Source organism: Paenibacillus sp. FSL M7-0420, assembly GCF_038002345.1.
Lineage (GTDB): Bacteria > Bacillota > Bacilli > Paenibacillales > Paenibacillaceae > Paenibacillus_AQ.
The window spans coordinates 35,661-61,398 of the sequence record NZ_JBBOCJ010000001.1; the positions used below are offsets into that span (position 1 = coordinate 35,661).

Consider the following 25,738-nt stretch of genomic DNA (forward strand, 5'->3'; position numbering starts at 1 on the left):
TTCTTTTTGGAGCCGGGTGTGGGCATGAATGCCGTCTATTACCTTTCGGCGGCCAATCAGAGAGACTCGGAGGATGACAGGGATGGGTAAAACAACCGGATTTATAGAATATCAGCGGCGGACGCCTGCTGAATGCGAGCCAATGGAGCGGATTAAGAACTGGAATGAATTCTCGGTTCCGATGGAGGAAGAACAGCTGCGTGAGCAGGGTGCCCGCTGTATGGATTGCGGAACACCGTTCTGTCATGTCGGGCGTATATTGTCAGGGATGGCCAGCGGCTGTCCGCTGCATAATCTGATTCCCGAGTGGAATGACATGGTCTATCGCGGGAACTGGCAGGTCGCGCTGAAGCGCCTGCACAAGACGAACAACTTCCCTGAATTTACAGGACGCGTCTGCCCTGCACCATGTGAAGGTGCTTGCACAGTAGGGAAGAACGGCGATTCGGTAACGATAAAATCGATCGAAAAAGCGATTGTAGATAGAGGGTTTGCTGAAGGCTGGATCGTTCCTGAGCCGCCGCTTACCCGTACAGGCAAGAAGGTCGCCGTTGTCGGCTCCGGCCCTGCCGGGCTGGCCTGCGCTGCCCAGCTGAACAAGGCGGGACACAGTGTAACGGTATATGAGCGGGCTGACCGGATCGGCGGACTGCTGACCTACGGCATTCCGAACATGAAGCTGGATAAGAAGAAGGTGCAGCGCCGGGTGGATCTGCTGGCGGCGGAAGGCGTGACCTTCGTCACCCGTACCGAGATCGGCAGGGATATTGCAGCGGCTCAATTACAGGAAGAACATGATGCGGTCGTCCTCTGCGGCGGATCGACCAAGGCGCGCGACCTGCCGCTGGAAGGCCGGGAGCTGCGAGGTATCCATCAGGCGATGGAGTTCCTGACACTGAACACGAAGAGCTTGCTGGATTCCGAACTGGCGGACGGAGAGTATCTGTCGGCGGCGGGCAAGGATGTGGTCGTCATCGGCGGCGGAGATACGGGTACGGACTGCGTAGCCACTTCGATCCGCCACGGCTGCCGCAGCGTAATCCAGCTGGAGATTATGCCGCAGTCCCCATTGACCCGCCAGCCGGGCAATCCTTGGCCGGAATGGCCGAAGGTGCTGAAGGTGGACTACGGACAGCAGGAGGCGGCTTCTCTGTATGAAGAAGATCCGCGCCGCTATTTGGTGAATACGAAGCGTTTTGTGGGTGATGCGGGCGGACATGTGCAGGAGCTGCATACAGTGCGTATTGAATGGAAGCGCACGGAGGACGGACGTATGGCCCCTGTAGAAGTGCCGGGCAGCGAAGAGGTCATTCCGGCGCAGCTGGTGCTGCTGGCGCTGGGCTTCACTGGACCGGAGGAGACAGTGCTGGGACAGCTTGGTGTGGAATGCGATGAGCGTTCCAACGTTAAGGCAGAGTTCGGAGCGCAGGCAACGAATGTGGAGGGAGTCTTCACAGCCGGTGATATGCGGCGCGGCCAGAGTCTGGTGGTCTGGGCGATTAACGAGGGCCGCCAGGCCGCCCGCGAGGTAGACCGCTTCCTGATGGGCTCGTCCAATCTGCCTTGAGACGGCTGTGATGCGACCGATTGTTGCATATATTGCAGTTTTGGTGCATGGATACATGGGAGTTTAGGAGAAATGTTGCACAAATTGCAGGAAATCATCCCGCATTCAGCTTGAAGGAGAAGGAATCCTGCTTTTTGTGCAACAATAGCTGATTCGTGCCGGAATGGTCAGCGGAATGTTGCATTTTGGGCAGGATATATGGACAGAGAGGAAGCGTACGAATGAAGCTGATGTTTATTTCCGATATTCACGGATCCCTGTACTGGCTGGAACAGGCGCTGGCGAAGGCGGAGGAGGAGCAGCCGCACACGCTGGTCATTCTGGGGGATTTCCTGTATCACGGACCGAGGAATCCGCTGCCGGAGGGGTATAATCCGCAGGGGGTCGCCGACAGGCTGAATGCTTACAGCCAATCGGGCAAATCGCTGGCGGCGGTGAGAGGTAACTGTGATGCCGAGGTGGATCAGATGCTGCTGCAGTTCCCGATGATGGGCGACTACGTGCTGATTCTGCATGAGGGCCGGAAGATCTACGCTACGCACGGGCATGGCTTCAGCATCGACCACTTACCGGCGCTGTCCCCGCAGGATATATTCATTCAGGGGCATACACATCTGCCGGTGGCAGAGGTGAAGGACGGCATTACCCTGCTCAACCCCGGATCGATTGCGTTACCGAAGGAGAACAACCCGAACTCCTACGGCGTTCTGGAGAATGGTGAGTTCAGCATTAAGGATTTTGAGGGCAATATAATCAAGCGCATCACTCTGTAAAATCGATTCATCCCCGAGGTTCTCTGATTGTAGTCCCGCAATCTCTCTGATTGGAGTCTCACAGTTTTTCTGATTACAGTACCGCAGATTATTATGCTTCTATGGCAGTCCCTCTGGATATTTCCAGAGGGATTATTGCTGCGCAGCAATTGAGCCTGTCGGCATATTCATGTATGATGGGTGAGGAGCTTGCGGGTAAGATCCCCGGCTTCAAAAACTAAACAGCAGAGGTAACTAAATGATGCATCCACGTGATTTACACTATACAATGCCTGCCGAATGGGCCAAGCATGAACGGACCTTCATTTCCTGGCCGGTGAAGGACTCTATGGTACACCCAGATAATCATGAAGCGGTTAGTGCGGGCTATGCCGAGATTATCCGGGCGATTGCCGAATTCGAGCCGGTGACGGTTATCGTCAATCCAGAGGAGCTGGATCAGGTAGAGAAATTGGCGCTCGGCGGGAATGTAACACTGCTCCCCGTCCGGCACAACGATGCCTGGCTGCGGGACAATGGACCGACCTTCCTAACGGGTCCTGACGGGAAGCTGGCCGGGGTCAACTGGAAATTCAATGCCTGGGGCGGCAAATACTCGCCTTGGGATCTCGATGATGAGGTAGCTCCGCAGATTCTGAAGCACCTGGGAGTCAGCGCATTCGATGCTCCGCTGGTGATGGAGGGCGGCTCGATTCATACGGACGGTGAAGGCACGCTGCTGACCACCGAGGAATGTCTGCTCAACACCAACCGCAATCCGGGCTTAAGCCGCGAGGAGATTGCTGCATATGTGAAGCAATATACCGGGACCGAGTCCATCATCTGGCTGAAGCGCGGCCTCAGCGGGGATGAGACGGACGGGCATGTCGATAATATCGCCTGCTTCGCGGCACCGGGCAAGGTGATTATTCAGGTCTGCGAGGACCCGCAGGATGAGAACTATGCGATTACGCAGGAGAATCTGCGCATCCTGGAGCAGACGGTTGATGCCAAAGGCCGGAAGCTGGAGATTATCCGCATTCAGCAGCCGCCCCGCGTGGACTTCGAGGGCAGCCGCCTGACGCTGAGCTATCTGAACTTTTATTTTGTGAACGGCGGAATTATCCTGCCGGTCTTCGGCGGTACGGCGGCTGAGACGGACAAGCTGGCTGAAGAGACGCTGGCCGGGCTGTTCCCAGGCCGCCGTATCCGTACCGTGAACGGAATGGCCGTGATCGGCGAAGGCGGCAACGTGCATTGCACCACCCAGCAGATGCCTGCGGTGGAGTAGACCAACCTAATCATAAGGAGGAACAACCATGAGACAAGTAAAAGTAGCCGCGACGCAAATGAGCTGTTCCGGCGACATAGATGAGAATATCCGCAAGGCGGAGACACTGGTAAGAGAGGCAGCCGCTCAGGGTGCGCAGATTATTCTGCTGCAGGAGCTCTTCGAGACGCCGTATTTCTGCCAGAAGGAGAAGTCGGATTACTACGCCTATGCTACGGAGCTGGAGCAGAACAAGGCGGTGAATCACTTCAAGGCGATTGCCAAGGAGCTTGCGGTGGTGCTGCCGATCAGTTTTTATGAGAAGAAGAATTATGCGCGGTACAACTCGCTGGCGGTCATTGATGCGGACGGAACCGTGATGGGCAAATACCGCAAGAGCCATATTCCTGACGGTCCGGGCTATGAAGAGAAATTCTACTTCAACCCGGGCGATACCGGCTTCAAGGTGTGGAATACCCGCTATGCCAAAATCGGAGTCGGCGTATGCTGGGACCAATGGTACCCGGAAGCTGCCCGGGTGATGAGCCTGATGGGTGCGGAGATTCTGTTCTACCCTACAGCGATCGGCTCGGAGCCGCAGGATGGGTCGATTGATTCCAAGGATCACTGGCAGACCTGCATGCTGGGGCATGCTGCCGCTAACCTGATTCCTGTAGTAGCCTCCAACCGGATTGGCAAGGAGACTGACGAGGATTCCAGCATTGACTTCTACGGCTCGTCGTTCATCGCTGGTCCGCAGGGCAACAAGATTGTCGAAGCCGGACGGGATGAGCAGACTGTGCTGGTCAGTGAGTTCGACCTGGATGCGCTTGAGGTTGGCCGGATCGAATGGGGGATCTTCCGTGACCGCCGTCCGGAGCTGTACCGGATGATCGCTTCCTATGACGGCGATTTGACCTTCTAACTTATGCGCTAGCGCTAATATGTATAGACCATTCAGTAAGCAGCCAGAATGCGCTGCCGGAGCTCTCTCCGGGGCATTTCGGCTGCTTTTTTTGCATGAGATGTTACAATATATCGATAATAATGTCATATTATATTACACACAAGGATAAAGTTAATTGTCATCACTACTTTAATCTGATAAAATCTCCTTAAGTTATTTTACAAAAAGTAGGGGGATTGGAGAATGGGAATCCGGAAAAAGTGGGCGATGTCAGGTATGGTGGCACTCCTGGTCTTGGCAATGGCGGGTTGTAGCTCTGGTAATGATGCGAAAGGCGGCAGTGCGGACGGGAAAAGCCTCAAAATCGCTACCGATGCCAGCTATGCACCAATGGAGTATATGGATACCGATACGATCAAGGGCTTTGACATTGATTTCATTAAGGCGGTGATGGCGGAGGCCGGCATTGATTACACGGTCACAAACACAGGCTGGGATACCATGCTGACGAGTGTGAAGCAGGGTACTGAATATCAGGCGGGTGTATCCTCGGTATCGATTACAGATGAGCGCAAGGAAACCTATGACTACTCCATCCCTTATTTCGAATCTACGAACATGATCATGGTGAAGGAAGGCAGCGACATCAAATCCGCCCTGGACCTGAAGGGGAAGAAGGTTGCGGTTCAGGCAGCCACGACAGCAGATGAGCTGATGAGCGGCATTATGGGCGTCGACAACGGCAATCTGAAGCGGTTCGACAGCAATGCGGTAGCGCTGATGGAGTTGAACGGCGGCGGAGCGGATGCGGTGGTTGCGGATATCGCCATCGTGAACGAATACATCAAAAACAATCCGAAGGAGAAGCTGACAGGCATTATCGACAAGGAGAATTTTGGCTCCGAGTACTACGGCATTCTGTATCCTAAGGGCAGTGAATGGAAGGCGAAGCTGGACCCGGCGATCAAGAAGGTCATCGAGAACGGCAAATATGCGGAGATCTACAAGGAATGGTTCGGCGAAGAGCCGGATACGGCGGCGCTTATGAACGCGAAGTAGCATAGGCGCCGGCACAACTAAGCATGCGTAATGATTGCTATTGCGCGTGCTTCTTTTTTTGAGCAAGCCACAAGCAGAAGAGAAGGGAAGAATTCTATGGATTTCAGATTCGACATCATCGTTCATTATTTACCGGTTCTGCTAAAAGGGACCCTGTTCACCATCGGCGTATCGCTGGTCTCCATTCTGTGCGGCTCCCTGCTGGGGCTGATTATCGGCTTCGGCAAAATGGCACCCAAATGGTATTTCCGCTGGCCGTTTCACGCGTATATTAACCTCTTCCGCGGTACGCCGCTCTATGTGCAGATTCTGATCGTCCACTTCGGGCTGATCCCGTTGTTCTATGGCAAAACCTATGCGCTGATGAGCGCGTTCGTGGCGCTGTCGCTCAATTCCGCCGCCTATTCTGCGGAGATCTTCCGCGCCGGTATCCAGTCCATCGACCCCGGTCAGCGGGAAGCGGCCCTATCCCTCGGAATGACCCGGCAGCAGGCGATGCGCTTCATTATTCTGCCCCAGGCCATCAAACGGATGGTTCCCGCCTTCGGGAATGAATTCATCGTACTTGTTAAGGATTCCTCGCTGCTGGCGCTGATTGCCGCCCCTGAGATTATGTACTGGAGCAATACCATGAAAGGCCAATACCTGCGGATCTGGGAGCCTTATCTGACCGCTGCACTGATCTATTTCATCCTGACCTACTCCCTCAGCAAGCTGCTTAATTATATCGAACGGAAGGTGTAACCCCTATGGAACCGGTTATTTCAGTCAAGCATCTGCACAAATCATTCGGTGCCCATCAGGTACTGACGGATATCAGCGTCGACATTCACAGCCGGGAGGTTGTGGTCGTCATCGGGCCTTCGGGCTCGGGCAAATCGACCTTTCTGCGCTGCCTTAATCTGCTGGAGCAGCCGCAAAAGGGCGATATTATCATTGAAGGCACTTCCTTGATGGCCAAGAGCACAAGGATTAACGATATCCGTACTGAGGTGGGGATGGTTTTTCAGCAGTTCAATCTGTTTCCGCACCGCACAGTGATCGAGAACATCATGCTGGCCCCGATGAAGGTGCGGAAATGGACGGAGGATCAAGCGAGGCAGAAGGCTGTAGAGCTGCTGCAAAAGGTGGGCCTCAGTGAGAAGGCGGAGATGTATCCTGCCTCGCTCTCCGGCGGTCAGGCCCAGCGGGTGGCGATTGCCCGGGCGCTGGCGATGGAGCCGAAGATCATGCTGTTCGACGAGCCGACCTCGGCCCTGGACCCCGAGATGGTGGGCGAGGTGCTGGCCGTAATGAAGGAGCTGGCCCTTGAGGGGATGACTATGGTTGTGGTGACCCATGAGATGGGCTTCGCCCGTGAAGTGGGGGACCGGGTGCTTTTTATGGAGCAAGGGGCCATAGTGGAGCAGGGTGCGCCGGAGCAGCTGTTCGGCAGCCCGTCGCATGAGCGTACACGGGAGTTTCTGTCCAAGGTGCTGTAAGAATCGCCTAAAGTAGAATATTGTTATTTAATCGGTTATATTAGAAGAGTAAGAAATAGGCAATAAGTCCAAGCGTGAATAGCTGCCCAGGGTGGCGGGGAGGAGGCTCGGAGATATCTTTTTTTAAAGTATAAGGATGACAGCGGTTCTGCATAATGATTGATCCTTATATTTCCGGCAGAAAAGGATAGGGTGCTTAATAAGACGGCATAGGCTTTCTGCTGGTCATAATTCCATAATGATAGAAGGAGAATACGATGAGCACATTCAAGAATTGGCTGAATACCACCAAGAGCGGACTGACGGATCAAGTGAAGAAATTTAAAAATAAAGACTTTATGAACGCGGTGGTGGCGGGCTGCGCGCTGGTTGCTGCTGCTGACGGCAAGATTGAGGAAGCTGAGAAGAACAAGATGGCGGGATATATGAATCTCAGCAATGAACTCAAGGTATTTGACATGAGGGACGTCATTGCCCAGTTCAATTACTATGTCAGCAACTTCGAATTCTCGCCGGAGATCGGTAAGCAGGAAGCGCTGAAGGCCATCGGGAAGTTCAACGGCAAACCGGAGGTTGGACGGTTAATCGTGGGCGTATGCTCGGCGATTGGTGCAGCAGACGGTGACTTCGATGAGCATGAGAAAGCGGTTGTGCGGAATATCTGCAATGTACTGGGACTTAGCCCAAGCGAATTCAGCCTGTAATTACAGGCTGGATTTCATTTGCTAATTACTGAAACTTTAGGCGATTCATCGCCGTATCACTGATGTAACACCCGCAAGCATACTTCTATCTGGAAACGGAGGTACTTCAAGTTGGCTGGAATTAATCTGGTAAAAGGTCAGAAGATCGATTTAACCAAAGGCAATGCCGGACTGTCTAACGTAATCGTAGGACTGGGCTGGGACCCTGCCGAACCGGCAAGAGGATTCTTTGGGGTTAAAAAACAGGCGAATGTGGACTGCGATGCTTCAGCGCTGCTGCTGAATGAGAACGGCAAGCTGACGAACAAGCTGAACCTTGTCTGCTTTCACAACAAACAGAATGCGAATAACTCTGTAGTCCACTCGGGGGATAATCTGACGGGTGAGGGCGACGGGGACGACGAACAGATCATGGTGAATCTGAAGCAGATTCCTGCCGATGTCCATAAGGTCCTTGTTGTGGTTAACATCTACGATGCGGTGAACCGCAAGCAGGATTTCGGAATGATCAAATCTGCGTATATCCGCATTATTAATGCGGCAGGGAATGCAGAATTGGTTAAGTTTAATCTGACAGAGAATTATACAGGCTTCACGGCACTGATCTGCGGTGAGCTGTACCGTCATGGCGAAGAGTGGAAATTCGCAGCCATCGGCGAAGCGGCCCACGCCGCGCATATCAATCAGCTGGCAGAACGCTATATCTAAATCCAATTTGAGAAAAGAGGGCTCTATTCATGGCTATTAACTTATCCAAGGGACAAAAAATTGATTTAACCAAAACGAATCCAGGCTTGTCCAAAATTACAGTCGGCCTAGGATGGGATACGAATAAATACGACGGCGGTAAGGACTTTGACCTTGACGTTTCCGTGTTCCTGACGAATGCCAGCGGTAAAGTAGATAAAGAAACCAACTTCATCTTCTTCAACAACAAGCAGAACGAGAACGCTTCTGTCGTACACACCGGCGATAACCGTACCGGGGAAGGCGATGGAGACGATGAGCAGGTTCAAGTCGATTTGCTTAATGTTCCTGCAGATGTGGACAAGATTGCCTTCACTATTACCATCTATGAAGCAGAATCCAGAAGCCAGAACTTTGGACAAGTCTCCCGTTCTTATGTACGTATCGTCAACGATGCGAACAGTGAGGAACTGATCCGTTTTGACCTGGGTGAAGATTTCTCCGTTGAAACAGGCGTAGTTGTAGGCGAATTGTACCGTAACGGCGCAGAATGGAAATTCAATGCGATTGGCAGCGGCTACAAGGATGGTCTCTCCGGCTTGACCCGTGATTACGGTCTGCAATAAGGCTCTGACATTACGGGAATTAAATCTGTAAGGAAAGAGGGTTTTTGACAGTGACGATCAGTCTTTCCAAAGGACAGCGGATTGATCTTACCAAGACTAATCCGGGTCTGACCAAGGTAGTTGTAGGACTGGGCTGGGATACAAACAAGTATAGCGGCGGCAAGGATTTCGACCTTGATGCATCAGCATTCCTGCTGCATGAGGACGGCAAAGCCAAAAGCGAAAATGACTTTGTATTCTATAACAACCCAAGCGGCGGTACTGGATCTGTAACCCACACAGGCGACAATCGTACAGGGGAAGGCGACGGGGATGATGAGCAGATCGTCGTAGACTTCAGCCTGGTGCCTGCCAATATTCAGCGGATCGGGATCACGGTTACGATCTATGATTATGAGGCCCGGGCACAGAACTTCGGACAAGTCTCCAACGCTTTCGTCCGCGTAGTGGATGCATCCAGTGACCGTGAGATTCTGCGGTTCGATCTGGGCGAGGATTTCTCCACCGAGACGGCTGTGGTCTTCTGTGAATTCTACCGCCAGGGGGCGGACTGGAAATTCCAGGCGATCGGCAGCGGCTTCGCCGGCGGACTAAGCGCGTTATGCAAAAACTACGGGCTGGACGCGCAATAAGAGCTTCAAAGGCGGGATCATCATCGATCCTGCCCTTTTTATACACAAAATCTGATAAGTTGCGCTCTTATCCATGTATAAAGGTGGCGTAAGAATGAATACAGAAGTAGTCAAAGGACAGAAAGCAGACCTGACCAAAGGGAACCCGGGGCTCCGCAGCATTACGGTTGAGATCGGGTGGAAAGCTCCGTCTTCCATGGATATTGATGCTTCCGCATTCCTGCTTGGAGCTGGCGGTAAAGTCGGCAGTGACGACGATCTGATCTTTTACAATAACCCGTCTACTCCATATATCACTTATAAGGATGTGCCGGGTACGGCTTCGGGCGGACTGAAGCAGTTCGAGGTCTCGCTGGAGCGGATTCCGGCAAACATAGTGAAGATTGCCTTCACGCTTACTCTGTATGACGGAGAAAACCGCAAGCAGATGTTCGGACAAATGAGTGAAGCGGAGTGCCGGATCGTGAATCAGGCGACAGGTGCGCAGCTTCTGCGGTGTAACCTTGGAAATCAGTTCTCTGTGGAAACGGCTGTTGTAGTTGGAGAATTATATAGACATGGTGAAGAATGGAAATACAGTGCGATTGTTGCGGGCTTCTCGGGCGGGCTTAAGGCGCTCTGCGGCAACTATGGCATAGAAGTAGAGGACGAGCCTGCGCCGGCACCGAAGCCGCCTGAACAGACGCCTCCGCCGGGACGCCCGCCGCTTCAAGTGCCGCCGCCCCGCGCAGAGTCATCCAGACCGAATATTGTGATTCCGCCACCGCCTGCACCGGCACCCCCTAAGCAGGAGGCTGCTCCCGCACCGGCGCTGAATCTCAATCTGAAGAAGATTGAGCTGAAGAAGAAGGGCGATTCGATTAACCTGAAGAAATCCGCCTCCGGTCTGGGTGAGCTGCTCATTAACCTGAACTGGAACCAGAAGCAGGGCGGAGGGCTGTTCAGCCGTAACAAGGGCGGGGTAGATCTCGACTTGGCCTGTCTGTATGAGCTGAAGAATGGCAGCAAAGGCGTGGTGCAGGCACTGGGCAATGCGTTCGGCAACCTCCAGCAGCCGCCGTACATCATGCTCGATGGAGATGATCGGACAGGCTCCGTAACATCTGGCGAGAATCTGCGTATAAACGGAAGTAAGGTCGCCCAGATTGAACGGATTCTGGTGTTTGCCTTTATTTACAAAGGAGTTACCAACTGGTCTGAAGCGGATGGAGTGGTTACCCTGAAGCAGGATGGAGGACCGGATATTATCGTTAATCTGGACGAGCATAACAACCGTAAAGGCATGTGCGCCATCGCGCTGATCCGGAATGTGGATAACGAGACCTTCAGTATTGAACGGCTCGTGCAATATTTCAGCGGTCACAGGGAGATGGATGAGGCTTATGGCTGGGGGCTTCGCTGGGTAGCGGGAAGCAAATAATTTGATATTACCGGAGGCGCAAGTGGAATGGACTGGTTCAGTGATTTTTTTAGGAGTATCGGTGAGAATTACGGGCATTTCTTCTCATGGAGTGATATTGCAGGAACGCTCTCCGACCCTGTCAGCTGGGGGATAATCGGAAGCTTGATTCTGCTGGAGGGTCTGCTGTCCGCTGATAACGCGCTTGTACTGGCGGTCATGGTTAAGCACCTGCCGAAGGAGCAGCAGCGTAAGGCGTTGTTCTACGGTATTATCGGTGCTTATGTATTCAGATTCCTGGCGATTGGGCTGGGGACCTATCTCGTCAAATTCACGCTGGTGAAGGTGCTTGGAGCCTTGTATCTCTTCTACATTGCCTACAAAGGGTTGTTCAAGGGCAGCGGAGAAGAGGGAGAGATTAAGAATAAAGGCGCCTCCTTCTGGAAGACGGTACTCCTCGTTGAATTAATGGATATTGCCTTCAGTATTGACAGCGTGGTAGCTGCGTTTGGTCTTAGCAGTGAAGTATGGGTACTCTTCCTGGGCGGTATTCTCGGCGTACTGATGATGCGCGGAGTGGCACAGGTGTTCCTCAAGCTGATTGCCAGATATCCTGAACTGGAACAGACAGCATTCCTGCTTATTGCACTGATTGCCGGTAAAATGCTTGCCGGAGCCTTCGGCTATGAATTGCCGCATGTAATTTTCTTCGGTATTCTAATTGCGGTGTTTGCAGGTACTATCGTGTATAGCGCAAGCAAACGCAAGAAGGCTGAGAACCACAAGGCCTGATGGTTCTGCGTGCTTCATCTATTTATCCTTTATAGCTGTGCAGGAAGGCGCGGGGTTCACGGGAAGGGTGGACTCCGGCACGCCTTTCGGGTAATCGTAATAGGTTTATAGCATGGCCTTTGCTTGGGTTCTAAGCAAGCCGGATACCGTCCCCGAGAGGACGGCATAGCTGGTTCTGCTCGCAGCCAGAGGCCATTTGTATTGTGCTGGCACAACATTAAGGGGGAAGGGCCTTGAGATATTTCGATTACCTCACACAAGAACAGGAAGCCTCATTATTCCATGTTCCGCCGGTTTCATTTGATCATACTACCCGCAAGGATTTACTGGCTTATGCCGTCGGAGCAGCCCTTTATATGCCGGCCACCCGTGCCAGTGTTGCCGAAGATATTATTAAGCTGAGAGCCTCAGGACTTATTACGGTAATCATAGATCTGGAGGATGCCATCGGAGACGGTGAAGTGGATTATGCCGAAGAATCCATCGTCAGGCATCTGGCGTTCCTGTCCGCTTATGCGGAGAATGAGCCGGAGCAGCGCGGCAGTCTTCCGCTGCTGTTCATCCGGGTGCGTAACCCTGCACAGCTGCGGGATCTGATCTTTCGGCTGGGATCATTAATCACCATGCTGACCGGCTTCGTCTTCCCCAAATTCTCCGTAGAGAACGGTACGGATTATTTCGAGGCCATTGCCGATTACAATGACACACGCAGCTATTCCGCCCCGGTGCTGTACGGGATGCCGATTCTGGAGAATGCACCGATCATCTACCGGGAGAGCCGGATGGATACTCTGCTTGGGGTGCGCGATCTGCTGGGGCAATACCGCGAGTATGTACTGAATGTCCGGATTGGAGCGACGGACTTCTCCAGTCTGTTCGGACTGCGGCGCAGCCCGGATATCAGTATTTATGACCTGACGCCGATCCGTGACTGCATGTCGGATATCATTAACGTCTTTGGCCGTGTGGAGGAAGGATACGTGATCTCGGGTCCTGTGTGGGAGTATTTTGCCAGCAAAGGACACCGGGTCCTCCGCCCGCAGCTGCGGGAGACACCCTTCGAGGATACCTACGGCAAGCATGGCCGCGAGATGCGCAACAGCTTCATTTCAAGCTCGATGGACGGGCTGATCCGGGAAGTAATTCTGGACAAGGAGAATGGCATTGTGGGCAAAACCATTATCCACCCCTCCCACCTCAGACCCGTGCAGGCGATGTATACCGTAATGCATGAAGAGTATGTGGATGCCTTAAGTATTGTAGACAGCAACGATGGCAGCCGCGGCGTGTTCAAGAGTGAATACTATAACAAAATGAATGAAATCAAGCCTCATTTGAACTGGGCCAGACGAATTTTATTACGATCTCAAATATACGGGGTGTTACATGAACAACAGCATTTTGTCGGATTACTACCCGAGAACGAATACACACACGTTTAATATCGTCGAGAATCTGCAGGTTACGGTAACAGAAACCTCCAATCCTTTTCATATGCCTGTGGAGTCCTTGTTCTCTATGGCTGCACGAATCAATAAGAAGCGCTCCTTCCTGTTCGTCAGCAAAGTGCTTGGCAAGCACATTCCCGTAGGGCCCTATACCCCGCTGCTTAGCGGAGCGGCACTCGCCTTGCTCCTGTATCTGGAGATGAGCGCGGATACCGCTGACCGGGAGATGATGGAACCGCTGATGAACCAGGCCGTTCATGGCCTGATCCATCCTGAAGTTGCGGAAGAAGCTTATCATGCGCTGCTTGCTGCGCGCCTGGCTCTGCCTGAGCCGGTTCTGTTTATCGGGTTCGCCGAAACCGCTACCGCCCTTGGCCACAGCATGTATAATGCATTCGCCGGCGGTGCGTCCTATATTCATACCACGCGTGAGCTGATTCCTGAGCTGGAATCGGTGGTGACCTTTGAAGAGGAGCATTCCCACGCCGTAGATCATCTCTGCTATGCCCTGAATGCCGGGCTGTTATCGGGGACAGAGCCGATTGTATTAGTGGATGACGAGATTACGACCGGTAATACGGCGATTAATACGATCCGGGACATCCAGTCCAAATTCCCGCGCAGGGAGTATGTAGTGGCTTCTCTCTTGGACTGGCGGAGTGAAGCTAATATCCAGGCGTACCGTGAGCTGGAGCTGGAGCTGGGGATACGCATACAAGCTCTATCACTGCTGCAGGGAAGCATCAAGGTTGAGGGGGTTCCGCTGCTGCAGCCTGCAGCCGGTAACGGAGCCGCCGCTACCACAGGCGCAGAGCTTGTAACTACTTATGCATTCGACGGCTTAGAGCGGCTTCCGGTAACCTCGGCGGATGGACTGGGCGTTATCAATCCATCGCCTTATCTGAAGCACAGCGGCCGCTTCGGCCTGGAGTCTGCGGATAATGCGCGGATAGATGCAGGTGTAAGCCGTGTGGCCAGGCAGCTCCGGGGGCTGCGGGAAGGCGGACGTACCCTGGTGATGGGCGTAGGCGAGTTCATGTATCTGCCGATGCGGATCGCCGCAGAGATGGGAGAGGGCGTGCTGTACCAGTCCTCAACCCGCAGTCCGATCCATCCCGAGCGGCGTGCGGATTACGGCGTGCACAGCGCCGCAGCCTATCCGTCCGCAGGCGACACGGAGATCAAGAATTTCATCTATAATGTGGACCCCGGCCAGTATGACGATATCTTCGTCCTGCTGGAACGCGAGGTGCCCCGGCAGCGGATTGCACCGATGACGGATATTTTACAGAGGCTGGCGGGCAATAAGGTACATCTTGTTGTGCTCAGCCCAGAACCAGATACGGGAGGCTCAGGGCTATGAAGGGAATAGATATCGAAGCCATTCACAATAGAACAATATCCCCTCCGGTGGCACTGGGCAGCTATCCTGCTTCCGACGTTACCTTCCTGCTCAAGGATCTAAGCAATGTATCCCTGGAGCGGGGAACGGCCGAGCGGGAGGAAGCGATCCAGTCCGGCGTGCATTATTCGGAGATGCTTCCGGTGGAGTACCAGCCGACAGAGCAGTATATCGAATTGTTTCATGAGACGCTGCAGCAGACTGCGAAGAAGGTGGCGCTGGCTGTAGCTGTGGTGTCCGAGATGATTGTAGCCCGGCGGGGAACGGCGAATACCGTGCTGGTCTCCCTGGCGAGAGCGGGCACACCTATTGGGGTATTGATCAAACGTTATATTCTTGAGAAATATGGAGCGGATCTTCCGCATTACAGCATCTCGATTATCCGCGGCAAGGGGATTGATGAGAATGCGGTGCTCTATATGCTGCAGCAGCATGGAAGGGATGCCGAGCTGCAATTCATCGATGGCTGGACCGGTAAGGGGGCCATCCGGCAGGTGCTGATAGAGGCCTGTGAGAGTATGCATAAGAAATATGGCATTACGCTAAATGATGATCTGGCGGTACTCGCAGATCCCGGGCACTGCTCGGGAACCTACGGCACCCGGGAGGATTATCTGATTCCAAGCGCCTGCCTGAACTCCACGGTATCCGGCCTGATGAGCCGTACGGTGCTCCGTGATGATCTGATCGGGCCAGAGGAATTCCACGGGGCCAAATTCTACAAGGAATGGCTGGACAGTGATCTGTCCAACGTATTCGTTGAAGCGATTACCCCGTATTTCGCGGAAGTAGCAGCAGAGGCATTTGCGCAGGCTGCGGAGATGCTGGAGCATCCGCCGGAGATTACCTGGCAGGGGCTGGCCGATATCCGTAGTATCCAGGATACCTTCGGCATAGATAATATCAATCTGGTGAAGCCCGGAGTGGGGGAGACGACACGTGTACTGCTGCGAAGAGTGCCCTGGAGAATCCTTGTCGACAGGCTGGACAATCCCAACCTGCGGCATATTCTGCTGCTGGCGGAGGACCGGGGCGTGCCGGTAGAGGTCTATCCCGGGCTGACCTACTCCTGCTGCGGCATCATCAAGCCGCTGAAAGGGGAGAGTGAATGATCTACGCCAGCGATCTGGACCGCACGCTGATCTACTCTCTTAGCGCGATAGGCGTTCCTGAGGATACCCCGGGTCTGGTTCCGGCAGAGGTTGTTGACGGCAGAACGGTATCGTATATCTCACAGCAGGCTCTGGCTACACTGATAGAGCTGGCGGCGAAGATTGTCTTCATGCCGGTGACTACACGTACGATTGCCCAGTACCGGCGGATTAACCTGTTCCAGGAGACGGTCATTCCGGATTATGCCATCACCAGCAATGGCGGCAATATTCTTGTGAACGGGATAGTGGACCAGGATTGGCGGACGGCTGTCGGCAGAGCGGTGGAACGCGGCTCCGCTGCGGCGGAAGAAGCCGAAAGCATCGTGCGTGCTGTTGTTCAGGAAGAATGGATCATTAGCCGGCGGTATTGTGATGAGCTGTTCTATACCTTCGTGGTTCACCGGGATTCGCTGCCGCTGGAGGAGATTGCCCGGATGTCTCAACGGCTGGGCGAGCTTGGCTGGAGAGTATCCCTGCAGGGGCGCAAGCTCTATATCGTGCCGGAGGCGGTGAACAAAAGCGATGCCATTCTTCATGTCCGCCGCACCGTGCATTCGGAGCCGATGGTCGCCTCAGGCGATTCCCTTCTGGACAAGAGCCTGCTCGCCGCCGCCGACTATGCCATAGCTCCCTGCCACGGAGAAATATTTGCCGAGCAGCAGGCGGGTTTAGTACACTTAGAGTATCCGTTTACAGAGCGGCCGGGGGTATTTGCCGCGGATGAGATTATGCAGTATGTTCACAGGATTTATACACATTCGACAGCATTGGGAGTTGGACCGCCACCATGAAAAAGGTAAATATATATTTCAACCGCTGGTTCTCTGTTGCCTATCATTATATGAATCTCATCCGAAGCAATGAAGACGGGATTCCGGTGCAAATCTTCGCCACCCACCCGGATATCCACCATATGTCGCTGCAAGGCGCCGATGTGGCCGCAACCGAGCCTGCACTCGAAGGCATTGAATACGTGCAGTTCTGTGTTGATTTTTGCCGCCGGAACGAGATTGATATCTTCATCCCCCGGCTGCATATGCTCGATATCGCACTGCATGCATCGCTGTTCGATGAGATCGGGACGAAGGTGCTGGTCTGCCGTGATCTGGATCTGCTGGAGATGATCATGGACAAAGGCAAGTTCTATGAGAGCGTGAAGACCACCGGGATTATGACAATTCCTGATTATCATGTGGTTAGTAATGCAGAGGAGTTCAGGGAAGCTTATGAAGATCTCGCAGCCAAAGGGCATAAGGTCTGCTTCAAGCCTACCGAGACGGAAGGCGGGCTCGGATTCCGGATCATAGACAATGACCGCAGTCCCGTGGAGGAGCTGTTCGGCCATGTGACCCCGCTGATCTCCTTCGGGGAGGCTTACCGCATCCTTGCTGAAGCCGGGAGCTTCCCTAACCTGATGGTGATGGAGCTGCTGGAGGGATATGAATATAGTATTGATTGCCTGTCGGATGAGAAGGGCAGGCTGCTGGCCGCAGTCCCCCGCCGGAAAGCAGGCGGCCGCCTGCGGTTGATGGAATATATCCCGGAGCTTGCGGAGGTGGCCCGCAGGGTGGCTGAGACGTACCGGATTCCGTTCAATTTCAATATCCAGATGAAATACAGCGGCGGCGTGCCCAAGCTGCTGGAGATCAATCCGCGGATGTCCGGCGGCCTGCATATCTCCTGTCTGTCTGGAATTAACTTCCCTTATCTGGCTGTCAAAAGCGCGCTCGGAGGCGAGGTTCTGCCTGCGTCGTTCGAGCATAATGTCCTGGCCAGCCATGTCGAGCAGCCGCTGATCATGAAAATAAACGGAGAATCCGTCATTACGGATTCCGTGAATTGAGCGTGTAGCATTCACGCTCATAAGAGGTGAGAAGGAATGCAAGCTAAATTCAAAGTACTGGCGTATGCCGGTGCCGGTTATGTCGTAGCCGTACTGACCAGCGGCTTCCTGCCTGAGCTGGTCTCGCTGCTGCTTCCGGTAATCGGAGCCGCACTTGCGGTGCCGGAGCTCAGGCGCACCAGAGTGAATCTTCCGGTAGAGGTGATTCCTGCCGGACAGGAGCCCAAGGTGATTCCGGCGGCATCGTCCGCCGCGCCGCAGGCTTCGTCTGCTGCCGCTGCTGCGACTCCTGCTGCTGCGGGACAGGCCTCCCCGGCCCATTCGGGTGCCGGACACAGGGAGGACATACAGATCGGAGCAGAGTTCGCTCCGGTGGTGGAGTATCTGGGCATCCTGGAGGATATGATCATCTCCGAAGGGCAGAAGGATACGCTGGACAATGAAATTGTCGAGAAGTCGCTGGCGCTGTTCGCCAGGCTGCAGCGTGTCATTCCGCTGCTGCAGGAGCTGGGCAACGGCGAGATTAACCATACCGTCCGCAGGCTGGTGCTGAAGGACCTTAATGGAGTCATCAATCCGTTCCTGCGCCTGGGGGGCGAAGCCAAGACAAGAAACCGGAGAATGCTGCTGAACGGTCTGCGTGATGTCGATGCCAAAATTTCCGATATTGCGTCGACAATCGAGCACAAAGACCTGATGGAACTTCAGACCAAGGCGGAACTGATTCATCAGCGCTACAGCAGTTCCGAATTATAGGAGGAGGATAGCCATGTCCACGCAGTTAATTGAGCTTAGAAAAGAAGATGAGCAGAAGGTAGTCCAGGAGGCTTCCCAGTTAATTGAGCAGGTAGCCAAGACTGACACGGTGGCACTGGATTCCCTGATGGATGATATCGGGAAGCTTGGGGTCAAGACGCAGGAGAAGGCAGGCCAGACGCTGAAGCTGCTGGACCGCCCCGTCAATGACCTGATGAGCGGCAAGCGGGTGGAAGTGCCCAATATGATTATGAAGCTGCGGGGTGAGTGTGAGACACTCCAGCAGAGCAAGAATGTCAGCTTCTTCGGCAAAATGCTGCGCAAAAGCCCGCTTAAGAATTATGTCTACAAATATCAGTCGGTCCGCACCAACATTGATGCCATTATCACCGGTCTGCGTGACGGCCGGGATACGCTGGAGGAGAGCATCGTCAACATGCGCCAGCTGAAGCGCACCTCTATGGAGGAGATCTATAACCTCCAGACCAAGATCGCCTTCGGCAACAAGCTGAAGGAGCTGTTCGAGGTGGAGATCGCCAAGCCCGAGAATGAGTTCCGCAAAGCGTATCTGGAGCGCGGGCTGCGCAAGGTCATGGTGCGGATTCAGTCCATGACCGAGATGATTCTGCTCTACAATCAGGCGATAGCGGCAACGGATATCATCAATGACAATAATGACAAGCTGATTGATTCCGTAAACAACGCGATCGATAAGACCTCTAATCTGATCACCGTCTCGGCGATGATTGCCATGTCCCTGGCCGATCAGGAGAATGTCATCAATGCGGTCGAAGCCACCAACAAGACCATTGAGGATCAGTTCAAGGAGAATGCACGGCTGCTGCGCACGACGACCGAGAAGACAACGGAGCTGCTCTCCAAGCCGTCCATGTCGCTGGAAGCCGTGAATCAGGCTATTGGCGACCTGCTCAGCGCCCTGGATACCTCAGAGCAGTCCAACCGTCGGATCATCGAGAGCTGTCAGGATTATACGTCCAAAATGACCACCATCAACACCCAGCTGAACAACCGGCTCGGGCTGAATGAGGGTTCACAGCCGCAGGCGTTGAAGCAGGCGGAGAACGGGCTGAGCAGCTTTTTGAATTAAGGGTTTGATTCTGGGCCTGTAGAATAACTTGAATAATGCACCAAGCCTGCTGATATGGATTCGGCGGGCTTTTTTTGTTGTTAAATTTCTAATTTACTAATATATTCCGGTGAGCTATTATGAGAAGGTTCTAGTCGTACATACAAGGAGAGAATATTGATGGTCAGAAAATTAACAGGAATACTGGCAGGTATAGTTGGAGCGGGGATGCTGTTTGGTTCTTTGGGGACAGCGGCAGCCCAGTCTGCATTGACAAAGGATTATGAGGGACATTGGGCTCAGCAAACGATTCAGAGCTGGCTGGATAGCGGTTTGCTTAAAGGCTTCGGGGATGGATCGGTTAAACCGAACCAGACCATAACCAGAGCGGAGTTTATGACGCTCATCAACCGTTCTTATCATTTTACGGAACAGAGTAAGGTGAATTTCTCCGATGTGCCGCCTACCAGCTGGGCGTATAGTGAGGTTGCAAAGGCTGTAGCGGCTGGATATATCCAGGGCTTCAACAATGAGATGCGCCCGAATGCTCCGATTAACCGTCAGGAAGCGGCAGTTATAATCAGCAAGCTGCTGAAGCTGGACGCGGGTAGTATAGAGGTATTGGGGGTATTCAGTGATGCAAGCCAGATTGCATCCTGGAGTAAAGGAAGTGTGGCTGCCGCAGTCACAGCGAAGGTGCTTAAAGGATATCCGGATGGAACCTTCGGGCCCGTCAAACCCTTGACCCGTGCAGAATCCTTGGCGCTGATCGATGCGGCAGTCGCTCAGACGGGTCAATCTGCACAGGGAGCGGCGGCGCCTGCTCCAGCCGTAATACCGTCAGCTACTCCAGTAGCTACAGCTGCACCAACTGCGACTGCTGCTGCAGCTGCGGGAGGAAGTGGCGGCGGTAGCGGTAGTGGTGGTGAATCTCCGGCGACGCCACCTCCGGCTCCGACTGAAACTCCTGGTGTCACAGCCACACCGGCAGCGACAGCAACTCCATTAGCTATTCCGTTTGTAGACGGGGTGAAGATTGCTGTTAACGAGGATATCCGTACGGCTAATTCCGTCAATCTGACGATCGATTTCAGACGGGTTCCGGACGAATTGGTATCTAAGATAGACCATTTTGAACAGTATATTTCAAACGGTGCTGTTCCGGTTGAACAGTTATTGTCGGGAGAATTCTATCCTGAATATTTTGACTCACTTTATGAAAATTTCAACTTTCCTATTTATGCCTTTCAATTAGAGGGGATTACCGATCCCTATATTACGCAGGTCTTTTATGATACCGATAATCAGCCGGTAGGGTACTTCAGACAAAAGACTGAAATGAAGCTTATGACGGTTACAAAATCAGACCAATTCTCAGAGTTGCATGATGGAGTGACAGTATCCAGAGGCTCTGTTGGAGCAGATGTCTATGATATCCGGATAGATGTTTCGGAGGCACTGGAGCAAGCCGGAAAACAAGTCGTCTATTACTCGATTAATCCTCAAGAAACACTTATGGAACCGAGTGATGCACATGTGATCGACGAGATCCTGACAGGCCAGAATTATTTATATCGTCAGGACAGCGGGACTGTGTATTTTGAATACAGTTCAGATAAGACTTATTATGTAGTGTTCTATGACAGCAATCTTCAGGCTCTAAGCTATTACGCAGGAGATTGGAAGAGATCGGAGCAGAAGGCTTTGGAGCTTGCACTCACCCGTATTCAAGCCTTGCCGGATGCTGCGGTCATAACTCTAGCTGATGAGGATGCAGTAACTGCCGCTTTAAGTAAATTTGATATTCTGTCAGAAGATCAGAAGATGAAGGTAAGCATGGAGCTGCAGGACAAGCTGAACGATTCGGTTGAGGCAATCGGAAATCTGCGTCCGCTCGGCAGTTTGGGGTATCCTTATTTTAATGCGGTTACTACAGGTGAAGGTGATTATCTGAATAGTATCCCGATTGTTATAGATTTGCAGAACCTGCCGAGCCTACTCCGCTACACATCCGTTAATTTTACTCTTTCAGTTACAAGCAACCCTATCGGACTGGGGTTTCTAATTAATCAGGGTGAGAATTACAAATTCGATTTAGCCAGCAGACCGGTGGATATTGGAGGACCAACGGCGGATAGTTATCTAAACATCGTTCTCTATGATAAGCAAGGGAGAATAACTGCATACTATAGCGAGCCAGTGAGCTTTCCGGCAGTTAGAGCTGTGTGGAGCAATCCTATTCCTCAAATTACAGAGGGTGTAGTGATCCGGAAGAGCGACACCGGTGGCGATGCTGAAATTGACATTAGCGGATATGTGAATCAAGTCCCGCAATCGGCTGCTTATTACACTTTGAATTTACAGTCCCAGGAGCGCGGAGGATTAACGGAGTTTGGTCCCGAAACGAGGTTATTAAATAAGGAAATGGCATACTTGCGCAGCACCAGACAGTCGACTATAAATGTATCTAACGAGAGGGATGATGAGCAATATTTAATTATCTTTTATGACAGGAGCTACAATGTGCTCGGCTATTATCAGGGCCAAGCTGCATATACAGAGCAGCAACTCCTGACTCTGGCGAGTTCAAGGCTGTCTGAACTGCCGGAAGTAGATGCAATTACTCTTGAAGATGAATATCGCGTGGAGAAAGCAAGGTGGGCTTTTGAAGCTTTAACGGAGAGCCAGCGGCACCAGCTGAATGCTGCTTACCTTGCAAAACTGGAGCAGGCTGAATCCAGAATAACTGAACTTCATTCCGGCGGGCCGATATCTGTGCTCCCGCAGGTCGGAGGAGTAGTCAGAGACTTTGAATTCCCTAATATGGTGAACGGAACATATCTGGGTGTCACATTTTCCTTCTTGCCTCTGGCGGTGAAGGAAAAGGCAGTGTCCTTTAAAGCCTATCTAACAGATCAACCCATTACAGAGAATGATCTGAGCAACCGGTGGCCGGACAACAGTTACCCTTTTGGAGCGGGCGGCTATACTCTTACTAGCCCTGAACTTCCGGTGGAGAAGTACGTTACGCTGGTATTTTACGATAAGAATAATACAGCAGTTGCTTACAATACGCAAAAAGTTCAATTTACAAAGAATACGCCGCTTCTTGACGCCCCGGTTATTGAATTAACAGAAGGCGTGGAAATTAGCAGCAGAAATGTTGGGGAAGAGAGAAGTATAGTTATAGATGTTTCAAAGGTACGCAATAGTCCAGAACTGGGTTTTGCTTATTATTCCGTGGTGTCCAAAACCCAGCTTGGAGGTGACGTCGAGTTTACTGTGGAGAATGCGGCCAAGTACCGGAATTTCTTAAACAATAACGATCGATATTCACTTCTTGAAACCCATGACGAGGAATACATCATTCTTTTCTATGACAACAATTATAAGGTATTGTACTACTACAAAGGCAATACTTCAGACTAAGCTTTCCGAAGGATATATCTGATTCATAATGCCCCGCTCTCCCGCATACGTTGTCACTAAGGCGACCTGTGGAGAAAGAGGGGATAAGCGGGATGATTCTGGGATGCTTGATCGTGGTGCTTATCGTCGTAGCCAGCAGTGAGAAGGCGGAGGCGATTGCCAGCCTGAATGATCGGGAGGATAACGGCCTGTAACAAAGGTGCGGGGAGTGCGCGGATTCATAAATTATTGATGCTCTGTGATTCAAGCAATTTCCAGTGGTTTATTGGGTATAATAGCCTGGAGGCTGTACATCAGTCTTCCGGCACCGCTGAAAATATAAAGTGAATACGGAGGTCAAATGGAGAACGAGGCACTGCTGCAGGTAGAGAAGCTTGCACTTAAGAAACAGAAGATCTTCCGGCAAAGCGTATTCCGGTACATTGCCAGGGCCATGCTCGCCAGCATGTTTATCGGATTCGGCGTGATCGTAGCCTTTAAGACCGGCAACTTCTTCTATATGGAACAATCGCCGATGACCTATCCGATGGCTGCGATCACGTTCGGCGCAGCCATCATCCTGATTTCCTACGGCGGGGGTGATTTGTTCACCGGGGACACTTTCTATTACACCTATGCGGCACTGAGGCGCAAGCTGGCATGGACCGAAGTTGTACGGATGTGGGTCGTCAGCTACCTGGGCAACATTCTTGGGGCTACGGCGTTTGCACTGCTTATTTTTCTGACAGGCCTATTCTATGATTCGTCTGTGAACGGGTTCCTGCTGAATGTGGTGGCCCATAAGATGGAAGCACCGGCGATGCAGCTGTTCTTCCGGGCGATTCTCTGTAACTGGCTCGTCTGTCTGGCCTTCTTCGTCCCGATGTCAATGAAGAACGACGGTGCCAAAATGTTCGCCATGGTGCTGTTCGTATTCTGCTTCTTTATCTCGGGGTACGAGCATAGTATTGCCAACATGTGTACCTTCGCGATTGCTCTCGTCCTGGATCACCCCGGTACAATCTCCTGGGGAGGCGTAGTGCATAATCTCGTCCCGGTCACATTAGGTAATCTAATCGGCGGCGGCGTGCTAATGGGCGTGATGTATTACTATGTGAACAAGCCGTTTCTGGACGATGAGTCTCACTGAACAGCAATATAATCGACAACACAACAGCGATTCTCCGGTAACAGGGGGATCGCTGTTGTGCGTCTATAGTACGGAATTCGGGAGTCTGAAAATATTATAGTGAGCTGTTAGATACGTTCCAGTATAGAGGTGCATTCTCCTTAAGTGTTCCTTCCAGACTCCCCCCTTCCTTGCGCCAATACTCTATGCCTCCGAGCATTTCTTTCACCAAGTGCCCCTGTGCGGCGAGTTGTGCAGCGGCTTTGCTGGCTCCATTACAGGCAGGCCCCCAGCAATAGACCACCAGAACCTCCTCCTTGGACCACACCGGGGAAGTGCTGTGTATACGGCCTCCAGGCAGGGAGAGGGCACCCGGCAGATGTGCTTCCGCATAAGAACGGGCATCACGGACATCGATGAGCCGGAAGCCGGTAATTCCTTCGCGCAGATCATAAGCAACATCGGCTACATCCGTCTCGAATGCTGCTTTTGCAGTGAAATGCCTTGCGGCATCTGCCGGGTCTGCAGTCTGTGCAGCCAAGACTTGAGATTTTGTCTGTCTTTTCATACGTGATTCCTCCTTAAAATAAGTTGGTTTAAGTATACTGGGAACTTATAATTGGAGTTATTTATAGTCTGTGATATCAATTATCGAAAAGTTTGATAATTCGGGAGGCCTGCAGATGGAATTGACTTACTTACGGACCTTTTGTGCTGTGGTGGATCACGGGAGTTATACGCGGGCGGCAGATGTGCTGGGGTATGCCCAGCCGAGTGTAACCGCACAGATTGCCAAGCTTGAGGAGATGTATGGGGCCACTTTACTGGAACGTTCCGGTAGAGGGATGATTCCCACCTTCGCCGGCCGTAATTTGCTCCCGTATGCCCGGCAGATGCTGGTCCTAAGCGAAGAGGCAAAGAAGGTAATTACCGGCGGCGACCAGGGTACGCTAAACATTGGTGCTATTGAGACACTGGCTGCCTACTTTCTGCCTCATCGGCTTCATCAGTACCGGATGCGTTATCCTGGCATGCAGCTGCGGGTACAGCCGGGCTCTGAAGAGGATATTATTGCTGCCGTCCTGGAGAAATCCGTTCAATTCGGACTGATCTTCGACGTTCCTTTTCATACGGGCGACCTGATCACTCTGCCGTTGCGTGAAGAAGCGCTATATGTCGTTACCCATCCAGAGCATCTCTTGGCAGCCGGGACGGAGGTTACTGCAGAGCAACTGGAAGGAGAGCCGCTGGTGTTAACCGAGCATACCTGCACATACCGGAAGCAGCTGCTCCAGGTATTCAGAGAATCCGGCGTTGCTGCCCATATAGGCATGGAGTTCGGTAATCTGGAGGGTATCAAGCAGGCGGTGAAGCATAACTGGGGGACGGGTTTTCTGCCGCGCTATGCGGTGGAGGAGGAACTGCGGACGGGTGCATTAACGGGCATTCCATTGGCGGGGCAAAAGGAACACTTCTACATTCAGCTCATCTACCGCAAGGAGCAGCAGCTTTCCCCAGCCTTCACGGATTTCATTGCCCTCATGCAGGAGCAATATAATTAGTTGGCGCGGGGATGCGTGGGCGAATGTATGCGGAAAAGCTAATACAATGTGCAGAAGCGAGGATGCGCGGGAC

Annotated in this window: 24 protein-coding genes; 23 read left to right on the forward strand and 1 reads right to left on the reverse strand. The window is 52.7% G+C overall.

The genetic code is table 11. The features are described from left to right. The first annotated feature begins 82 nt into the window (after positions 1-82). The 22 genes from MKX51_RS00180 (at position 83) to MKX51_RS00285 (ending at position 24,124) form a co-directional block, all read left to right on the forward strand. Positions 83-1,567: a glutamate synthase subunit beta gene (locus tag MKX51_RS00180; protein ID WP_340990786.1), complete on the forward strand. Its 1,485-nt coding sequence runs from the start codon at positions 83-85 to the stop codon at positions 1,565-1,567. A 221-nt stretch (positions 1,568-1,788) separates the two neighbouring features. Beyond that, positions 1,789-2,340, forward strand: coding sequence for a phosphodiesterase (gene yfcE / locus MKX51_RS00185; protein ID WP_340945226.1), 552 nt, complete (start codon positions 1,789-1,791; stop codon positions 2,338-2,340). A gap of 241 nt (positions 2,341-2,581) precedes the next feature. Further along, positions 2,582-3,610 carry an agmatine deiminase family protein gene (locus tag MKX51_RS00190; protein ID WP_340995449.1) on the forward strand — a complete coding sequence of 343 codons (1,029 nt, stop codon included), beginning with the start codon at positions 2,582-2,584 and terminating at the stop codon, positions 3,608-3,610. Positions 3,611-3,638: 28 nt separating this feature from the next. Beyond that, entirely contained in the window at positions 3,639-4,514 is an 876-nt protein-coding gene (gene aguB, locus MKX51_RS00195) for an N-carbamoylputrescine amidase (protein ID WP_036723561.1), read from the forward strand. 225 nt (positions 4,515-4,739) lie between these two features. Beyond that, positions 4,740-5,555, forward strand: coding sequence for a transporter substrate-binding domain-containing protein (locus tag MKX51_RS00200; RefSeq protein WP_036723560.1), 816 nt, complete (start codon positions 4,740-4,742; stop codon positions 5,553-5,555). A gap of 96 nt (positions 5,556-5,651) precedes the next feature. After that, positions 5,652-6,299, forward strand: coding sequence for an amino acid ABC transporter permease (locus MKX51_RS00205; RefSeq protein WP_340945223.1), 648 nt, complete (start codon positions 5,652-5,654; stop codon positions 6,297-6,299). A gap of 5 nt (positions 6,300-6,304) precedes the next feature. Beyond that, positions 6,305-7,036 carry an amino acid ABC transporter ATP-binding protein gene (locus MKX51_RS00210; protein WP_340990787.1) on the forward strand — a complete coding sequence of 244 codons (732 nt, stop codon included), beginning with the start codon at positions 6,305-6,307 and terminating at the stop codon, positions 7,034-7,036. A gap of 257 nt (positions 7,037-7,293) precedes the next feature. After that, entirely contained in the window at positions 7,294-7,740 is a 447-nt protein-coding gene (locus tag MKX51_RS00215) for a tellurite resistance TerB family protein (protein WP_340945219.1), read from the forward strand. 111 nt (positions 7,741-7,851) lie between these two features. Next, positions 7,852-8,448: a TerD family protein gene (locus tag MKX51_RS00220; RefSeq protein WP_076085946.1), complete on the forward strand. Its 597-nt coding sequence runs from the start codon at positions 7,852-7,854 to the stop codon at positions 8,446-8,448. Between the two features lie 29 nt (positions 8,449-8,477). After that, positions 8,478-9,053: a TerD family protein gene (locus MKX51_RS00225; RefSeq protein ID WP_076085949.1), complete on the forward strand. Its 576-nt coding sequence runs from the start codon at positions 8,478-8,480 to the stop codon at positions 9,051-9,053. 50 nt (positions 9,054-9,103) lie between these two features. Further along, positions 9,104-9,685, forward strand: coding sequence for a TerD family protein (locus MKX51_RS00230; RefSeq protein ID WP_036723550.1), 582 nt, complete (start codon positions 9,104-9,106; stop codon positions 9,683-9,685). A 94-nt stretch (positions 9,686-9,779) separates the two neighbouring features. After that, a complete protein-coding gene (locus MKX51_RS00235) occupies positions 9,780-11,105 on the forward strand; it encodes a TerD family protein (protein WP_076085952.1) in 1,326 nt (441 codons plus the stop codon). A 27-nt stretch (positions 11,106-11,132) separates the two neighbouring features. After that, positions 11,133-11,876, forward strand: coding sequence for a TerC family protein (locus tag MKX51_RS00240; RefSeq protein ID WP_036723548.1), 744 nt, complete (start codon positions 11,133-11,135; stop codon positions 11,874-11,876). A gap of 233 nt (positions 11,877-12,109) precedes the next feature. Continuing rightward, a complete protein-coding gene (locus MKX51_RS00245; protein ID WP_340945215.1) occupies positions 12,110-13,318 on the forward strand; it encodes an HpcH/HpaI aldolase/citrate lyase family protein in 1,209 nt (402 codons plus the stop codon). A 76-nt stretch (positions 13,319-13,394) separates the two neighbouring features. Further along, positions 13,395-14,687 carry a phosphoribosyltransferase family protein gene (locus tag MKX51_RS00250; RefSeq protein ID WP_340995450.1) on the forward strand — a complete coding sequence of 431 codons (1,293 nt, stop codon included), beginning with the start codon at positions 13,395-13,397 and terminating at the stop codon, positions 14,685-14,687. Further along, positions 14,684-15,838 carry a cysteine protease StiP family protein gene (locus MKX51_RS00255; RefSeq protein ID WP_340945213.1) on the forward strand — a complete coding sequence of 385 codons (1,155 nt, stop codon included), beginning with the start codon at positions 14,684-14,686 and terminating at the stop codon, positions 15,836-15,838. The genes MKX51_RS00250 and MKX51_RS00255 overlap by 4 nt, the downstream gene beginning before the upstream one ends. Further along, positions 15,835-16,671 (forward strand): HAD family hydrolase, encoded by an 837-nt coding sequence (locus MKX51_RS00260; protein ID WP_340990788.1) that lies wholly within the window; start codon positions 15,835-15,837, stop codon positions 16,669-16,671. The genes MKX51_RS00255 and MKX51_RS00260 overlap by 4 nt, the downstream gene beginning before the upstream one ends. Further along, positions 16,668-17,723: an ATP-grasp domain-containing protein gene (locus tag MKX51_RS00265; RefSeq protein WP_340990789.1), complete on the forward strand. Its 1,056-nt coding sequence runs from the start codon at positions 16,668-16,670 to the stop codon at positions 17,721-17,723. Before MKX51_RS00260 ends, MKX51_RS00265 begins: the two co-directional genes overlap by 4 nt. A gap of 36 nt (positions 17,724-17,759) precedes the next feature. Then, positions 17,760-18,479: a hypothetical protein gene (locus tag MKX51_RS00270; protein WP_340945206.1), complete on the forward strand. Its 720-nt coding sequence runs from the start codon at positions 17,760-17,762 to the stop codon at positions 18,477-18,479. A 13-nt stretch (positions 18,480-18,492) separates the two neighbouring features. Beyond that, positions 18,493-19,587, forward strand: coding sequence for a toxic anion resistance protein (locus MKX51_RS00275; RefSeq protein ID WP_076085967.1), 1,095 nt, complete (start codon positions 18,493-18,495; stop codon positions 19,585-19,587). A 159-nt stretch (positions 19,588-19,746) separates the two neighbouring features. Beyond that, the gene (locus tag MKX51_RS00280) at positions 19,747-22,995 is read left to right on the forward strand and encodes an S-layer homology domain-containing protein (protein WP_340990790.1); all 3,249 of its coding nucleotides are present in this window, start codon (positions 19,747-19,749) and stop codon (positions 22,993-22,995) included. Between the two features lie 340 nt (positions 22,996-23,335). Beyond that, positions 23,336-24,124, forward strand: a complete 789-nt coding sequence (locus tag MKX51_RS00285; RefSeq protein WP_340990792.1) for a formate/nitrite transporter family protein — start codon at positions 23,336-23,338, stop codon at positions 24,122-24,124. A gap of 94 nt (positions 24,125-24,218) precedes the next feature. On the opposite strand, the gene MKX51_RS00290 is transcribed toward MKX51_RS00285, so the two are convergent. Next, a complete protein-coding gene (locus MKX51_RS00290) occupies positions 24,219-24,671 on the reverse strand; it encodes a rhodanese-like domain-containing protein (protein ID WP_340990794.1) in 453 nt (150 codons plus the stop codon). 115 nt (positions 24,672-24,786) lie between these two features. On the opposite strand from MKX51_RS00290, the gene MKX51_RS00295 reads away from it, so the two are divergent. Beyond that, positions 24,787-25,665 (forward strand): LysR family transcriptional regulator, encoded by an 879-nt coding sequence (locus MKX51_RS00295; protein WP_340990795.1) that lies wholly within the window; start codon positions 24,787-24,789, stop codon positions 25,663-25,665. The last annotated feature ends 73 nt before the right edge of the window (positions 25,666-25,738 follow it).

Coding starts and splice junctions, on each gene's coding strand:
- MKX51_RS00215 (WP_340945219.1), top strand. CDS start 7,294: ATGAGCACATTCAAGAATTGGCTGAATACCACCAAGAGCGGACTGACG.
- MKX51_RS00190 (WP_340995449.1), top strand. CDS start 2,582: ATGCATCCACGTGATTTACACTATACAATGCCTGCCGAATGGGCCAAG.
- MKX51_RS00180 (WP_340990786.1), top strand. CDS start 83: ATGGGTAAAACAACCGGATTTATAGAATATCAGCGGCGGACGCCTGCT.
- MKX51_RS00285 (WP_340990792.1), top strand. CDS start 23,336: ATGGAGAACGAGGCACTGCTGCAGGTAGAGAAGCTTGCACTTAAGAAA.
- yfcE (WP_340945226.1), top strand. CDS start 1,789: ATGAAGCTGATGTTTATTTCCGATATTCACGGATCCCTGTACTGGCTG.
- MKX51_RS00205 (WP_340945223.1), top strand. CDS start 5,652: ATGGATTTCAGATTCGACATCATCGTTCATTATTTACCGGTTCTGCTA.
- MKX51_RS00260 (WP_340990788.1), top strand. CDS start 15,835: ATGATCTACGCCAGCGATCTGGACCGCACGCTGATCTACTCTCTTAGC.
- MKX51_RS00250 (WP_340995450.1), top strand. CDS start 13,395: ATGGCTGCACGAATCAATAAGAAGCGCTCCTTCCTGTTCGTCAGCAAA.
- MKX51_RS00290 (WP_340990794.1), bottom strand. CDS start 24,671: ATGAAAAGACAGACAAAATCTCAAGTCTTGGCTGCACAGACTGCAGAC.
- MKX51_RS00265 (WP_340990789.1), top strand. CDS start 16,668: ATGAAAAAGGTAAATATATATTTCAACCGCTGGTTCTCTGTTGCCTAT.
- MKX51_RS00225 (WP_076085949.1), top strand. CDS start 8,478: ATGGCTATTAACTTATCCAAGGGACAAAAAATTGATTTAACCAAAACG.
- MKX51_RS00240 (WP_036723548.1), top strand. CDS start 11,133: ATGGACTGGTTCAGTGATTTTTTTAGGAGTATCGGTGAGAATTACGGG.
- MKX51_RS00235 (WP_076085952.1), top strand. CDS start 9,780: ATGAATACAGAAGTAGTCAAAGGACAGAAAGCAGACCTGACCAAAGGG.
- aguB (WP_036723561.1), top strand. CDS start 3,639: ATGAGACAAGTAAAAGTAGCCGCGACGCAAATGAGCTGTTCCGGCGAC.
- MKX51_RS00270 (WP_340945206.1), top strand. CDS start 17,760: ATGCAAGCTAAATTCAAAGTACTGGCGTATGCCGGTGCCGGTTATGTC.
- MKX51_RS00280 (WP_340990790.1), top strand. CDS start 19,747: ATGGTCAGAAAATTAACAGGAATACTGGCAGGTATAGTTGGAGCGGGG.
- MKX51_RS00200 (WP_036723560.1), top strand. CDS start 4,740: ATGGGAATCCGGAAAAAGTGGGCGATGTCAGGTATGGTGGCACTCCTG.
- MKX51_RS00295 (WP_340990795.1), top strand. CDS start 24,787: ATGGAATTGACTTACTTACGGACCTTTTGTGCTGTGGTGGATCACGGG.
- MKX51_RS00255 (WP_340945213.1), top strand. CDS start 14,684: ATGAAGGGAATAGATATCGAAGCCATTCACAATAGAACAATATCCCCT.
- MKX51_RS00210 (WP_340990787.1), top strand. CDS start 6,305: ATGGAACCGGTTATTTCAGTCAAGCATCTGCACAAATCATTCGGTGCC.
- MKX51_RS00275 (WP_076085967.1), top strand. CDS start 18,493: ATGTCCACGCAGTTAATTGAGCTTAGAAAAGAAGATGAGCAGAAGGTA.